The 15,180-nt window shown below is 42.6% G+C and carries 13 protein-coding genes; 11 read left to right on the forward strand and 2 right to left on the reverse strand.

Annotated features, from left to right (window positions below; translation table 11 throughout):
* Positions 1-54 precede the first annotated feature (54 nt).
* Together AC3CKG_RS23470 and AC3CKG_RS23475 are read left to right on the forward strand one after the other, a co-directional pair.
* Complete coding sequence (locus AC3CKG_RS23470) at positions 55-1,026, forward strand: diguanylate cyclase domain-containing protein (RefSeq protein WP_372203325.1); 972 nt, start codon at positions 55-57, stop codon at positions 1,024-1,026.
* A gap of 78 nt (positions 1,027-1,104) precedes the next feature.
* On the forward strand, positions 1,105-2,115 hold the full coding sequence (locus AC3CKG_RS23475; protein WP_065113012.1) for a Solitary outer membrane autotransporter beta-barrel domain: 1,011 nt from the start codon (positions 1,105-1,107) through the stop codon (positions 2,113-2,115).
* A 170-nt stretch (positions 2,116-2,285) separates the two neighbouring features.
* Here the strand turns inward: AC3CKG_RS23475 and AC3CKG_RS23480 are convergent, their stop codons facing one another.
* Positions 2,286-3,527: a GGDEF domain-containing protein gene (locus AC3CKG_RS23480; protein ID WP_065105776.1), complete on the reverse strand. Its 1,242-nt coding sequence runs from the start codon at positions 3,525-3,527 to the stop codon at positions 2,286-2,288.
* A 338-nt stretch (positions 3,528-3,865) separates the two neighbouring features.
* Here AC3CKG_RS23480 and AC3CKG_RS23485 point away from each other — a divergent pair, with 338 nt between their 5' ends.
* The 9 genes from AC3CKG_RS23485 (at position 3,866) to AC3CKG_RS23525 (ending at position 12,503) form a co-directional block, all read left to right on the forward strand.
* Entirely contained in the window at positions 3,866-4,234 is a 369-nt protein-coding gene (locus AC3CKG_RS23485; RefSeq protein ID WP_065105775.1) for a late competence development ComFB family protein, read from the forward strand.
* 39 nt (positions 4,235-4,273) lie between these two features.
* Entirely contained in the window at positions 4,274-4,555 is a 282-nt protein-coding gene (locus AC3CKG_RS23490; RefSeq protein ID WP_017107026.1) for an HlyU family transcriptional regulator, read from the forward strand.
* A 299-nt stretch (positions 4,556-4,854) separates the two neighbouring features.
* Positions 4,855-6,402 carry a Re/Si-specific NAD(P)(+) transhydrogenase subunit alpha gene (gene pntA, locus AC3CKG_RS23495; protein WP_017107025.1) on the forward strand — a complete coding sequence of 516 codons (1,548 nt, stop codon included), beginning with the start codon at positions 4,855-4,857 and terminating at the stop codon, positions 6,400-6,402.
* 10 nt (positions 6,403-6,412) lie between these two features.
* Positions 6,413-7,792: a Re/Si-specific NAD(P)(+) transhydrogenase subunit beta gene (pntB, locus tag AC3CKG_RS23500; protein WP_488529485.1), complete on the forward strand. Its 1,380-nt coding sequence runs from the start codon at positions 6,413-6,415 to the stop codon at positions 7,790-7,792.
* Positions 7,793-8,137: 345 nt separating this feature from the next.
* Positions 8,138-9,589 carry a sensor histidine kinase VxrA gene (vxrA, locus tag AC3CKG_RS23505; RefSeq protein ID WP_076670888.1) on the forward strand — a complete coding sequence of 484 codons (1,452 nt, stop codon included), beginning with the start codon at positions 8,138-8,140 and terminating at the stop codon, positions 9,587-9,589.
* Positions 9,564-10,223 carry a response regulator transcription factor VxrB gene (gene vxrB, locus AC3CKG_RS23510; RefSeq protein ID WP_017107022.1) on the forward strand — a complete coding sequence of 220 codons (660 nt, stop codon included), beginning with the start codon at positions 9,564-9,566 and terminating at the stop codon, positions 10,221-10,223. Before vxrA ends, vxrB begins: the two co-directional genes overlap by 26 nt.
* Positions 10,223-11,110 (forward strand): DUF2861 family protein, encoded by an 888-nt coding sequence (locus AC3CKG_RS23515; RefSeq protein WP_017109617.1) that lies wholly within the window; start codon positions 10,223-10,225, stop codon positions 11,108-11,110. Before vxrB ends, AC3CKG_RS23515 begins: the two co-directional genes overlap by 1 nt.
* Positions 11,111-11,160: 50 nt before the next feature.
* Complete coding sequence (locus tag AC3CKG_RS23520; protein WP_488529486.1) at positions 11,161-12,309, forward strand: conjugal transfer protein TraF; 1,149 nt, start codon at positions 11,161-11,163, stop codon at positions 12,307-12,309.
* A gap of 41 nt (positions 12,310-12,350) precedes the next feature.
* Positions 12,351-12,503 (forward strand): YoaH family protein, encoded by a 153-nt coding sequence (locus AC3CKG_RS23525; RefSeq protein ID WP_004731009.1) that lies wholly within the window; start codon positions 12,351-12,353, stop codon positions 12,501-12,503.
* A gap of 787 nt (positions 12,504-13,290) precedes the next feature.
* Here the strand turns inward: AC3CKG_RS23525 and AC3CKG_RS23530 are convergent.
* Positions 13,291-14,598 (reverse strand): GGDEF domain-containing protein, encoded by a 1,308-nt coding sequence (locus AC3CKG_RS23530; protein ID WP_488529487.1) that lies wholly within the window; start codon positions 14,596-14,598, stop codon positions 13,291-13,293.
* Positions 14,599-15,180: the final 582 nt, after the last annotated feature.

A 15,180-nucleotide genomic window follows, 5' to 3' on the forward strand; every position in this document is an offset into this window, starting at 1 on the left:
TTAAGCCCAAAATTGAGCTACTTTCAATATTCAACGCTAGATAAAGGTGATGTGATGATAGAAAAGGGATCTTCGATGCGCATATTGCTGGTTGATGATGTTCAACTAGACAGGATGCAACTTGCTATTCGACTTAAGCAATTGGGACATATTGTGGAAGCGGTAGGTAGCGGTAAAGAAGCTCTAAACATCTATTCTGATTTTGATCCTGAACTCGTATTACTTGATATCAGCATGCCAGACATGGATGGTTTTGAGGTCGCTAACGAGGTTCGTAGACAATTCCCCGAATGGGTTCCCATCATATTTCTGAGTGGTCATGAAGAACCTGAAATGATCGCGAAGGCGATTGATGCAGGTGGTGATGATTACCTCATCAAACCGGTTAACAAAGTGGTGCTGAATTCAAAACTTATCGCGATGCAGCGTATTGCGCATATGAGGCGAGAGTTAAAACAAAGCACCGCCAAACTTGAAGAATTGAACATACTACTGCAACAGCAAGCTAATGAAGATGGCTTAACAAAATTGTATAACCGTCGATATATGGATACTAAGCTTGAAGAGAGCATTGCGTGGCACGGACGACGTAATATACCCATGACCGTGATACTTCTAGATGTAGACTTTTTTAAGCCTTACAACGATAATTACGGACATATTCAAGGGGATAAGTGCCTACAAGGGCTTGCTAGCACCTTGAAACAGCTGTTTGTTCGAGCTGGAGAGTTTGTTGGCCGTTATGGCGGTGAAGAGTTTGTTCTGGTCTTAAGTGACACGGATAGCGCAGCGGCTAAATTACATGCGACTCGAATAAAAGAAGCATTGCATGACATGAACTATGCCCACGACCACTCAAACGTATCAGATAGAGTGACAGCGTCACAAGGCGTGCTCTCATTCGTGCCTGCAGGCGGAGAATCGACCGCTTCAATTTATGAAAAAGTCGACCAAGCGCTTTATCAAGCAAAACAAAGTGGTAGAAATACCTTTATACAGCGCAGTATTTTGGAGCTTGCAGGCTAGTTGGCGAGCTCTTCCGGATATTTGAATTTATACTTCTATTAGCGTTTGAGCTTGGAAGTGCTTTAAGTGATAAGAGAAATGCCATATTCAAAGTCATTTTCTATGGCTAATACATGTTGGACACTGATTGTCCCTGTATTCTACTTTGCGGTTCCTACCAATGTTCAAGCGAACCAGTTGTCTGATCTTGTCCGTAAGGATATAGAGCAGAACTTTGCAACCAGTGTACTTCTTAACGACACTGATGTTTTTACATTCGGTATCAACAACTTTGACCCTAATAAAGTGTTTCGTTTAGACAATGAAGACATTGGTTCGAATGATTCCGTAAGTCGTCGGAAAAACATAACCTCGCTTAGCCTTCCTTATACGTTTGAGCTACCAGCTTATATCGAAGATAACCATCAAGAGGTGACGCTGCGCTTATCAGCATTACGCACTGAGAAAGACGTTCAATATGCATCAGAAACTGTGTCTGATTTTCAGAAAGAGACTGTGATATCGGGCTATGTTGAGTTTGCAAACGTGTCTCAGTTGGATGAGTACTGGAGTTTTCATTCAGCGATTGGTAACCATATCTCTTACTATCGGAATGATTTTGAGTATCGTGCGAACATACTTAAACCTGTTGCCGAACAGCTTGATGGGTTGTATCTCAATACTGACGCTTGGGCTTACATCATAGAGCCCAAGATTAAATTGATCTATGAAGACAAGAATAACTGGGGTAAATACAAACTCAGTACCAGTTGGCATTATTTTAATGGTGTGGGTTGGGGAGAAGCCAATAACGGTAACATTGGCCACCCAGAAGGTTGGTATATCGCCAATGAAGCAAAGATCTTTTATGATTTAGTACGTTGGGACAAAAACATCACATCGATGTACTCCAGTATCAGACGAATTGATATTGGGGGCGATACTGTAGCGCCTATGGGGACAACGTCATATTACGAGGGCAGCGTAGGCTGGTTACTTAACCCGAACCTATTTAACGATTGGGTCGATAATGTAGGCATCGGGTTTACGATCAATTACGGTAGCAGCTTGAAAGGCGGGAGCTTGGTTATCTTCTTCAACCAAGATTAAGCTTCACCAAGATTTAGCTTCTATTTGGATATAAGCTCTCTTCTAATGACTTGTTTTTCGCTATAGCGGCTAAAGCTCCTACTAAGATACAACGCTTCTTCCAGAGGCTCGTTTGTCGCTACAGCGATTAAGTTTCTAACTATAGCCCTTAAAGCTTCTAGCTATATCGCCTAACTGTGAACGCACAGTTTATTTCGGCCAGTTTCTTTCGCTTTGTAAAGTGCATTATCGGCAAGCTTCAACACTTCTTCAGGCTGTTTGGTGGTTGTACTGTCAGACAGGCCAATACTCACCGTGACATTGACTACTTTAGTCGGCTTGCCATTCTTGCCGCGCTTTTGCATGCCCACTTCATGATCATCAGGGCGGTCGTGAGTATTACGAATGATCATATCGTAATTCTGGATTTCAGAAATTAGAACTTGAAGATGCTCTTTGACTTGCTCAGTGTTCTTACCTTTGAAAATGATCGTGAACTCTTCACCACCATAACGATAAGCTTTCGCGCCACCTGTAGTTTCTCTTAATATACGCGCTACTAGCTTTAACACATCGTCGCCAATGTCATGGCCATAGGTATCATTGAATTTTTTGAAGTGATCGATATCGACCATCGCCATCGAATATTTACGGCCTAGGTGTTTCATATCGACTTCTAATGCATGTCTGCCAGGGATGTTAGTCAGTTGGTCATTAAACGCCATATCGTGGCTAGCGGACATCACATAGACGATAATCAATATGCCTGACAAAGAGAACATGGTGCTTGAGATGTATTGGATATCAAAGAATATGAAGGTACTCGAAGACAACAAAATCGCGCTGTAAACAACGACATCGATAGAGCGGTTATAAACCAAAACCAAAATCGACGTTAGGCCCAGTAAACAAAGGCTATAGAGCACCAGAATAAAAGGCAATTTAGAAAAGTCTCTAACGGTAAAGAGAATGCCTTCACTCCATGATTCAAAACCTCCGGCATGGAAGTGAGACACAATCAGTTGCGCCCAAACCATGAATAACACCACAACCAAGGCGTAAAGGAACATGGACTTTGAGTTAACCCCGTTATCGGGGAAGGCATACACCAATAAGCAAGTAACCGGCACTAAAGCGGCCAGAAGAGACAGCTCCAATAATGTGGTTCCAGTGTTTAATGGGGTTTGTAAGCGGACTTGGATGATAAAATAGGCAACGAGCATGGTGAGAGACACCATAGCCATACGACCTTGCCTGAATGTGTGACACAGCAAAACGGCAACGCTCAATAAAATATACGGAAGGTTGCTAGCAAACCCTAAGTTTGAATCGGTCACGAGAATGACGTTGTTCATACCTACGAGTAACATTGCTAATAGAAGTAAGGGAAAGCAAAATCGAAACATGCTCGACGTTACAAAAGAAGATGCCATTTATGTGGTGAGCCTAAGTGTACTGATGATCTTATAATTTAATTTTATACGTAGGATACGGTTAAACAAGCGATTGCCAAGCTTTTTGCGTAAATCAGAGCAAAAACATAGTCATAGGTTGCTATTGGTGCAACTCTTTTTATATGTATTTGAGTTGCTATTAACCATAGAACGAACTACATAGTATATATGAGAAATTAATTAGTCGTTATAGTTAGTTAACATGCAGTTAGTAAATCTGTAGTAATGAGTAGGGTATAGTAAGGTAACAATATGTAGGTCGTTGCCAATCAGGCTAGAACACGATCTGTCGTGATAGCTACAAATGGAGGTGTAGTATGCAAATCAGTGTGGATGTACACAATTATATGGAAACGCTTGTTGGTCATGTACTGGCTACCGAGGAGTATGTGTCGAGTTATACAAGCGAGCAACTTGCCGATCTTGCTTGTCTTGCGTTGGGCCAACTGAAACCTATCTATATCCGTTTTGATATTGATTTTCTTTCGGCATTACCGGAAGACAAATTGGTGCTCTATAAAAGAAATAGTGAGATCGCAGTCAAAAACGCAGAAAGCATGATTATTGAGGATCGAAGACGAGATCGAACGGACAATGTGCCCGTTATATTTAGTCAACACAATTTTGACGATGACGTAGAATTGCAATGGTATGAAAAGCCATTGTTGAACACTAAACAGTCGTGATAGTTTAGTGTCAGTACGGTCATTTAAGGAGTAAAAAACGTGGGATTCTTTTCTAGATTATTTGGTGGCAAAGAAAAAACCGAACAAAAAGTAGAGATTGAGCCAGTGGAATACAAAGGCTTCAATATCTATCAAGACGCCATTGCAGAATCTGGTCAGTACCGTGTGGCTGGTCGTATCGAGAAAGAAATCGACGGTGAAATTAAAACTCATCGCTTTATTCGTTCTGATGTTGTTTCAAACAAACAAGACGCCGATGAATTGATGCTTAAAAAATCGCAAATGTTCATCGACCAAATGGGCGACAGTATATTTAGCTAACCAATTAGGGTTAGAGTTGATGTTGGTCATAATTTGGAGAGCTTTCAGTGTATATGCTGAAAGCTCTTTTTAGTTTTAGGGATAAAGAACAGCTAGTAGGTTGTTATTAAAAGGATTATTGGGAAGTGGTTTGACCTCTTTATTCGAGAGGCCCGTCATTTATCTAAATTAAGTGCTCAAAATCCATCCAAATCGTTATAAGTAATAACTTTTCCTGTTCTTTGAACAAAACGCTTGAAGTATTAGTTGTCGTTAGATACAAACGAATAAGTCATTGTGCCAATAGTCAAGGAATCGCTATGCAAATTGGTGTACCAAGAGAAACACTCGCAGGTGAAACGCGAGTCGCTGCATCGCCGAAATCGGTAGAACAGCTTCTAAAATTAGGATTTGAAGTTTGTGTTGAATCACAAGCAGGTGCGTTAGCAAGTTTTGATGATACAGCTTATGAACAAGCTGGAGCAAAAGTTGTAACCGCAGATGAAGCTTGGAAATCCGATATTATCTTTAAAGTTAACGCTCCCATCGTTGACGAGTCTAAAAATGAAATCGAGTTACTTAAAGATGGCGCAACACTGGTCAGCTTTATTTGGCCTGCCCAAAACCCAGAATTAATGGAACAGCTTTCTAGCCGTAATATTAATGTGATGGCAATGGACTCGGTACCACGTATTTCTAGAGCTCAAGCTTTGGATGCATTGAGCTCTATGGCAAACATTGCGGGTTACCGTGCTGTTGTTGAAGCCGCTCATGAGTTTGGTCGTTTCTTTACAGGTCAAATTACGGCTGCAGGTAAGGTTCCGCCAGCGAAAGTATTGGTTGCTGGTGCGGGTGTTGCTGGCCTTGCGGCTATCGGCGCTGCGGGTAGCTTAGGTGCGATTGTTCGCTCTTTCGATGTTCGTCCTGAAGTAAAAGAGCAAGTCGAGTCTATGGGCGCTGAATTCTTGGAAGTCGATTTCAAAGAAGATACCAGCGCTGGTGATGGCTACGCAAAAGAGATGTCTGACGCGTTCAACAAGAAAGCAGAAGAGCTTTACGCGGCTCAAGCGAAAGACGTTGATATCATCATTACGACCGCACTGATTCCAGGGCGTCCTGCGCCTAAGCTAATCACAAAAGAAATGGTAGATAGCATGAGCGCGGGTAGCGTGATTGTGGACCTTGCAGCGGCCAATGGTGGTAACTGTGAATATACCGTTGCTGATAAAGTTATAACAACCGCTAATGGCGTAAAAGTTGTGGGTTATACCGACATGGTAGGTCGCTTGCCGACTCAGTCGTCTCAACTGTACGCAACTAACTTGGTTAACTTGCTGAAACTGCTTTGCAAAGAGAAAGACGGCAATATCGACATTGACTTTGAAGATGTTGTGATTCGTGGTGTTACCGTGGTTAAAGCGGGTGAAGTCACTTGGCCAGCTCCACCGATTCAAGTTTCAGCGCAACCTCAACAAGCGAAACCTCAAGCTGTTAAGCCACAACCAAAAGTTCAAGAACCTGTTTCTCCTGTTAAGAAAGCGGCGGGTATGGCAGTGGCGGTTGGCGCCTTTGCTTGGATAGCTTCGGTTGCTCCTGCTGCGTTCTTATCTCACTTTACCGTTTTTGTTCTCGCTTGTGTGGTGGGTTATTACGTAGTTTGGAATGTCAGCCATTCTCTGCATACACCTCTGATGTCAGTAACAAACGCAATCTCAGGGATCATTGTTGTGGGCGCGTTGTTGCAAATCGGACAAGGAAGTGGCGTTGTCACGTTCTTATCATTTATCGCCGTATTAATTGCAAGTATCAATATCTTTGGTGGCTTTACCGTGACCAAACGTATGCTTGAAATGTTCCGTAAAGACTAAGGAGTAGCAGATGTCTGAAGGATTAGTACAAGCAGCTTATATCATCGCTGCTGTATTCTTTATTATGAGCTTAGCCGGACTATCGAAACAGGAATCTGCTCGCGCAGGTAACTATTACGGTATCACTGGTATGGCAATCGCATTGATCGCAACGATCTTTGGCCCTCACTCTGCAGGTATTGTGTGGATCATCATTGCTATGGTGATCGGTGGTGGTATTGGTATCCACTACGCGAAGAAAGTAGAAATGACAGAAATGCCTGAGCTGGTGGCCATTTTGCACAGCTTCGTAGGTATGGCTGCCGTACTTGTTGGTTACAACAGCTACATTGACGCACCAGAAGCGGCAACGCATGCAGAACACGTTATCCACCTTGTTGAAGTTTTCCTTGGCGTGTTTATCGGTGCGGTTACGTTCACTGGCTCTATTGTTGCGTTTGGTAAGCTTCGTGGCACGATTTCATCGTCTGCATTGAACATCCCTCATAAGCACAAGTGGAATCTCGCGGCTATCGTTGCTTCTACATTGCTAATGATTATGTTCGTTAAAGTTGATGGCAGCATGTTTGCTCTTATGCTGATGACGCTTATCGCATTTGCTTTCGGTTACCACTTGGTGGCATCGATTGGTGGTGCAGATATGCCAGTGGTTGTATCAATGCTGAACTCTTACTCTGGTTGGGCAGCAGCGGCAGCAGGTTTCATGCTTGCAAACGACCTGTTGATCGTAACCGGTGCATTGGTTGGTTCGTCAGGTGCGATTCTGTCTTACATCATGTGTAAGGCAATGAACCGCTCGTTCATTAGCGTTATTGCTGGTGGATTTGGCCAAGAAGTGGTTGTGTCTGATGGTGATGAAGAGCAGGGTGAACACCGCGAAACATCAGCTGAAGATGTGGCTGACATGTTGAAAAATTCTAAGTCAGTTATCATCACTCCAGGATACGGCATGGCAGTAGCTCAAGCTCAATACCCAGTGCATGAAATCACTGAAAAACTAAGAGCTCAAGGCATTAACGTTAGATTTGGTATCCACCCAGTTGCTGGTCGATTACCGGGTCACATGAACGTACTGCTTGCTGAAGCGAAAGTGCCTTATGATGTCGTTCTTGAAATGGACGAAATCAATGATGACTTCAATGAGACAGATACTGTATTGGTTATTGGTGCGAATGACACCGTGAACCCTGCGGCATTGGAAGATCCAAACAGCCCAATCGCTGGCATGCCAGTACTTGAAGTTTGGAACGCTCAAAACGTTATCGTGTTCAAACGCTCTATGAATACAGGTTATGCTGGTGTGCAAAACCCATTGTTCTTTAAAGAGAATACTCAGATGTTGTTCGGTGATGCGAAGAAAAGCTGCTTAAGCATTCTAGAACATCTATAAACCGCAACTATTCTGCAGTAAAACTAAGGAGCTCATATGAGCTCCTTTTTTTGATTCTAGTGAACTAAGCTGTTTAGAATCTTAGAATCTTAGAATCTTAGAATCTTAGAATCTTAGAATCTTAGAATCTTAGAATCTTAGAACTTATTGTGCATGTAGGTGCATTTCTTGTATTAGCAATAAGAGCAGGGCATTCACGGGTAAATTGATTAGCGAAGCTGTTGATTAAGACGCGTAATCGTTTTCTCTTTAAATACACACCACTTTTCATGCGGTTAAAAATTTATCTTTGATAGCGAATGGTATATATTTGATTGATCTGTATGAATTTGCGCTTGGTTTGTGATCATCAAAAGAATATATACTCTGTTCATCGCTTCGTTAGTCGTTTCAGCAAATGCGTTTGCTGATTCTTTGCCTGAGCGTATCGATCACTTTACTAAGTTGTTTGATCATCAAACGGCCATCGAGTCTTATGATATTCGATTGCTTCAGGCGGATTACCCAACTCGTTTGATTATGCCGTCTTCAATGCTGCCACAAACAGCAGAGTACCCATTAAAAGATATTCAACGCCTTTACCAGTTATCTAAGACGTGTAGCGGAAAATTACCACTTAGCCCTTTAATCACCGAGCCTTTGGTGTTTACTCGCGCAATGTGTAAAGGAACCAAGCTTTCTGACCGTTGGTTTAGTCGTAGCGGGCTTATCCACCCAGGTGGTGGTTCTTATGCCGCGCGTTACGTTGAAAAGTACCCTGATAAGTTCGACTCCTTAAAGCGCTTTATGCACATTCAAGAGCGTCCAAACGTTGAGCATGATGAACTGTTATCTCGCTTGCAGGATATGGACAGTGAAGCGATTACTGCACTATTGGCTGGTGCGAGCATGTTTGTCGAGCTTGACGAAATGTGGGTTAAACGCGGCGACAGGTACTATTTATACAAAGAACCGGTTTGGTCTGAAAACGCAACACAAGCGGGTTTATCACTCAGTTTATCTTCCGAAGGTAACAGCTGTTTCGTCCAACGCGGTAACGTGTGTTGGGAGATAGAGGATCACTCGGAACTTCTACAAGTCGCGATGTTCATACTGGTGTTTGCCAATATCATGCTTGTGGTGGGCTGGGCTATATATCGTTGGAACAGCAAGAAGCAAGAGATGAAAAGTCGAATGCTTGTCCTTCAGATTTTGACTCATGAACTCAGAACACCGATCGCGAGCTTATCTCTAACGGTTGAAGGCTTTAGACGTGAATTCGAACACTTACCAGAAACGGTATATGATGAATTCCGTCGACTTTGTGAAGACACACGTCGTTTAAGGCAGTTAGCCGAAGCGAGTAAAGATTACCTACAGTCGGATAATCAACCGCTGGCCACAGAGTGGGTGCCGAGTGTACAAGAATGGCTTGAGTATAAAGTCGAAGAAGATTTTGCTCCGGGTATCGAACTCCGAGTAAACAAAGACATTGCTGCAAAATTGAACGTATATTGGTTAGGTACGTGTATCGATAACCTGATCAGAAACGCCGTGAAATACGGCGTGGCTCCAGTGATACTAGAACTGAATACTTCTGACAAGAAGCTGACATTCAAAGTTATAGATAATGGAGACTTGTCCCGTAAAGATTGGGGGCAACTAAGAAAGCCATTTGTAAGTAAAAGTGGACTAGGTTTAGGTCTGACGATAGTGGAATCTATGGTCGGAAAAATGGGCGGTCACATGACGCTGATAGGCCCCCCAACAACATTTATTTTGGAGATACCTTGTGAAACAGACATTGCTTCTCGTTGAAGATGATAAGAATTTAGCTGACGGTTTATTAGTTAGCCTTGAGCAAGCTGGATATGAATGTTTGCATGCAGAGTTAATCTCTGAAGTTGAAGGCTACTGGGAGCAAGCGGATTTAGTGATTCTAGATCGCCAACTGCCAGACGGTGACTCAGTAGATTCACTACCAGCTTGGAAGAAGAAGAAAGACATTCCTGTTATTTTGCTGACGGCACTTGTGACAGTAAAAGACAAAGTCGCAGGCCTAGATTCAGGTGCAAACGACTACCTAACGAAGCCTTTCGCAGAAGCGGAACTGTTCGCTCGAATCCGTGCGCAATTACGCCTGCCAGATGCTGAAGAGCAAGATGCATCAAAAGTGATGGCTCAGAACCTTGTTATCGACAAAGCTACTCGCGAAGTGTTTTTTAACGAGCTTGAAGTCACGCTAACACGTACTGAATTTGATCTACTCTTGTTCTTGGCAAGCAACTTGGGTCGCGTATTCACACGTGATGAATTGCTTGACCACGTATGGGGTTATAACCATTTCCCAACAACACGTACCGTAGATACACACGTTCTTCAACTAAGACAGAAATTACCAGGTCTTGAGATCGAAACGCTTCGTGGCGTTGGTTATAAGATGAAAGCGTAATGAAAAAAGCCTTACTTCCACTATTAGCGTTAGCAAGTGTCGTTAGCCCGGCACAAGCGGCCGATTGGTTTAAGAATAGTGATACTCTGACCCAAGTGCACAAACATCTGCTGGATAACGATTTATCCCAGATGTTTGATTCATTAGTGGAAGTTTGGCAAATTAACTCTTCTCAAGTAAGAGAAGATCACCTCAATGAATTATTTGACCAAGCGTTAAATAAGGATTGTGGAAAAACCCTCACCAAAAAGACCTTACCGGAATGGATTAATTCGCTGGTCGTCAAAAGACACACTATTCAAAGCCCTGGACGAGATACATTTAGAGTTGTGATCGAAGTTGAGTCCGAAGAGAGCATCCAAGACATCACCTTCGAGAAATGGGTTGATAAAGTTGTCTCATCAGATAGCGAACTCACGAAAGATAAAGAAGTCGTGAATAACGCTTCTGTCATTCTTTATAAGCAACGCTACAACCTGCCTTCTCAATTGGACTCTGGTTTATACCGTTTAAATGTGAAAACTGAAGGCGGCGTAGCTTGGAGTACTTGGATCATTCTTGGTGAAATTACGATGCGACAACAAGTACGTTGGGCATCTAAAGACACCTGGAGAATCGACAAAAAAGAGCTTCTTAACCCATATTGTCCGTTACCAAAGTTAGACGTTGGTTTGTACGATTACATCGACGAACACTATGAGCAGGTATGGGGCAAAAGCTACGAGTCAGATTATCCCATCAGTTTAAGTGCTGAAGAAGTTCCTAATGATCGCTACGTTTTGGCCGTTTCGATGATACATTCGCGCTGGCAAGGTGACATAGCGATAGAACAAGCACAAACTATCAGTAAAACTTATGATATTTCTAGCGAAGAAGAGTTAAAGTAATTTAAAATTGTGCCGTTAACTATGTAAGGGATCTAACAAAGATAAACGGCATGAAAAAAACTACTAAACTACTCGCAACGTCAATTGCATTCGCCAGTCTTCCTCTTTCAGCAGCAAACTACGCCATTGAAGCGCGTGGTGATGCGATGGGTGGTGTTGGTGTTGTTTCTGCAAACTTCTTAACCGCTCCATTCTATAACCCAGCATTGGTTGCTATTTATCGTCGTAACGATGATATGGGAATGATCACGCCAAGTTTTGGTGGTAGCTATAACGACCCTAACGACATGAAGTCGAACATCGATAGTGTCGTTGATGCATCAAACACTGCAGACTTAGACGCCGCACTGAATAAACTGGATGGCAATCAAGCCAACGTTGAATTGGGTGGTGTTGTTGCGTTCGCACTTCCTAACCAGTTTGTTGCTGCAAACCTTTTCGCGAAAGCCTACACCGAATCATTTGCGACACCTAACGTTTACACAACAGGTTCAGATGAAGACAAAGTGGAACTGTCTACCGTTGAAGCTGTTTCTATCGGAGTCGCTGAGGTTGGACTTTCTCTAGCAAAATACCAAACCTTTATGGGTCAACACATCTCATTTGGTATCACACCTAAGATCCAACGCATTTATACATATAACTACGTTGCTTCAGTTAATGATTACGACTTATCTGATGTTAGAGAAAACAGTGATGGTGAAACAGCCTTCAACATGGATGCAGGTGCACTTTGGTTCTTCGGTCCATTCCGAGTCGGTGTTGCAGCAACGAACTTGATCTCTAGAGACATCGAAACCAAAGATACGACGAGAACGCTAACCAGCAGCACAAGTAGTGCGACACACCAAGTCGGCGGTAAATACACTTACCAACTTGAGCCGGTTTACACCGTTGGTGCAGGTATCGTGTCTGACTACTTTACGTTGAGTGTCGATTACGATTTGAATGAAGCTGAAAAGTTTACTTCGTTCGAAGACAACGAACAGATGATTCGTGTTGGTACGGAAGTCGATCTTCTACGTCAGCTTAAGTTAAGGGGAGGGTACTACAAGAACCTGGCTTACTCTGATTCAGAAGGAACAGTCACAGCCGGTATTGGTATTTCGCCACTCAACTTGTTCCAGTTAGATCTAAGTGCTAACTACACGAACGAAAATGCAATGGGCGCTTCAATCAATTTCCTTGCTAGTTACTAACAGTCCTTATATAGTTCTGCTCCTAAATAGAGGAGCAGAGCATGCTAAACGACTTACCAACCCTTTCTCACGAAGAACAACAGAAAGCTGTTGAACGAATTCAAGAAATGATGACACAGGGCATCAGCACAGCACAAGCTATCAAAATCGTTGCTGAGCAAATTCGTGAAGAAATGAGTAATAAAGAAGAGTAGGGCATCAGCCCTTCTTTTTTAACACCTTAGTGCACTATAACTAAATATCTTATCCTCTAGTATATTATCTCGTACATACCCACTCTTTAGTTACCCTAAATTCCGACCTAACCAAAACCCTTAAATTTAGCTTATTCAATAAGTTACAGTGGATTAATCCACTTCATAGGCTTTTCTTGGCTTCTATTTGTAATTAAATTACAGCAAGATCTGAAAGTAAACCAATTGCCATTTTGGGTGTCAGTATTTATGTCACCATGCCTAAGTGGTTCAATATATGGCGTTTTTTAAGGCTAGTGACGTTGTGACTTCTGTTTTTAACGGATACGAGTGCATGAATGTTCAGAAGCAGACAAATGAGGATTTCATCTAAGAACAGTGCGAGGTAAGTGACGACGGTGATGTTCAAAGCCGATACCGCGAGTGAATGCCACCGCTTAGAGCACGCTTTACTCGCTAAATATGTGCATTTTGATACAAGTGTTCAGAAGCTAGAGGCGTAAGGAAGAGCTGTTTATAGAGCGGTTAAGGAACGATACGTATCAACATGAGAATGCCATTGATGACGTTATTGAAGGTGGTGTTGTTACAGGTGATGCGAACGCGCTTAGAGATGTCCAAATCGATTAGAATTCTGAGGAGACAACAAAGCTTATGAGCTTATTTTGTCTGCGGTTAAAAACCTAACGGCTGCTTAGTGGAGAGACGATATCGACAGGGTATTGATTGCGTTGATTGACTATTAGCAGAGACTTGAATGTATAACTGTAGTCCAGTCTAGCGAGCCTTAATAAAATGTAGCGACTTGGTTTCGTCCGTTGTCTTTCGCTTGGTAGAGTGCTTTGTCTGCACGTTTGATGGCAGCACGTATCGATTCATGCTCCTTAAGCTGCGTTACTCCGGTCGAAGCCGTGACTTTAAGCGCTTTAGGCCAAGTGCTTTGGTCCATTGCTAGGTAAAAATTATCGATAGATTCGTTACACTGTAGCGCAGTTTGTTCTAGGCAAACGAGTAGAAACTCCTCACCACCCCAGCGATAAAGCAAGTACTGCTCACCAAGGCTCTCGTTCGCTGTTGCGACAAACTGAATAAGTACTTTATCACCCACTTCATGGCCATGTTGATCATTGATCTGCTTAAAATGGTCTAAATCAAACAGCGCGATGTGAATGGTTTTTCCTTGTTGCACCAGCCATTCGAAATCATAGAAAGTATCTAAAGCCTCGGTTCGGTTCCTACATCCGGTCAACGGATCGGTTGTGGCCTTTACCTTTAGCTCTTCAATTTCTTGGGTTAAATAGCGTTGTTGTTCTGCTGCACGCGTTTTACTTCGCTGTGCGATATGTAATGCGCAACCTATATAATAGATGGCATACGTCACCCATAATCCAACCAAAAGCTCACCTAACAAAGCTTTACTGATGATTTTACCGTGGAAAACAATGCTCGAGATCTTTAGTGAATGATGCCCATCAAGCGTGCTCGCTCCAAGCCCGAGCTCAACAGAGACTGCGTTTGTAATGTCTACCGCGCTACTCGTAATAGGTTGATTGTAATGGTCAATCCACCAAAAAGGGACATTGAAGTAATTTAAATCAATGTTGTTTTTATCTGGTAACGAGAAATCTAATCGATTGAACTTGTTCGACATAGCATCGCCTTTCACGCTGTAATTCTTGTCGTAATTACGAATGTAGAAGCGAAACCTTGGGTCTTCTTGGCCTTGGTAATCCATATTAATGGTGACCGAATCGAACGTAGAGAGATCGAGCCCTTTACCTTGTGTCGATATAACGAATTCAATTTCACAGAAGGGCAAGCTATAGGTTCGCTCAAAGTCACACTGTAACTCAATTCCATCTTCTGTCTTATGTAATAAGCCTACGGTGCCACCGTCGTGGTCTCTGTCTGTGTTAACGCGTGTAGGGTATTTGTCTGGTGTAATAACGTAGCTCTTATCCATGAGCGTATTAAATGAGATCAACGACACTAGCGTGATTGCTAGGCAAAAAATCGAAAGGAATATGTTGAGTTTTCGGAATGCTTTGTCGCTCATGATACTAACCCGTACACGTGATTCGAATGTAATGCGCAATGCCTTAGAGTTGGCGCAATCGAAGATTAGAGTATTAGCATTGATAAAATAGCTATACCTAAAACTGACCCAGAATTGACGGTTATACAGGAAAGCGCACCATTAGACCAAATTCAAGTTTAAAAGTTGAACGCAGACCCTTGATTCTGAATGTTATTTGCTCAATAAGTGCGGTTTTTACGGGGGTAATAATTTAACTGTATATTTATACAGTTAAATTTAAAGTGGCTCGGTTTGTGTAATCAGAGCGGTGTGTGCGAGCTTTATGACGAGACACGAGGCCACTGTTTACTGTTCATCAATTAAAGTGGAGGGCAGTTATGTTGCAGTGTCACTTTTGGGACTCAGTTTTATCGAAACACTTTGTTAGCTATTTAATCTTTCGTAGCACTCATCTTGTCTTTCATTGCCAATTACGCGCCATACGTCGAATAAGCTTTAACGCACTGTAGGTTATCCTGAAGGTGGGTGTTGTTGTGGTCGATACGCTAGGCATGCGCGCCATGGTGCGATAATTCACAGATAAAGCGCTATTTTCTTCGGAAAGTAGTCCTTTCTACATTTTAAGCCCCCTGTTTTACT

Source organism: Vibrio sp. QJM3NY_15 (genome assembly GCF_057785995.1).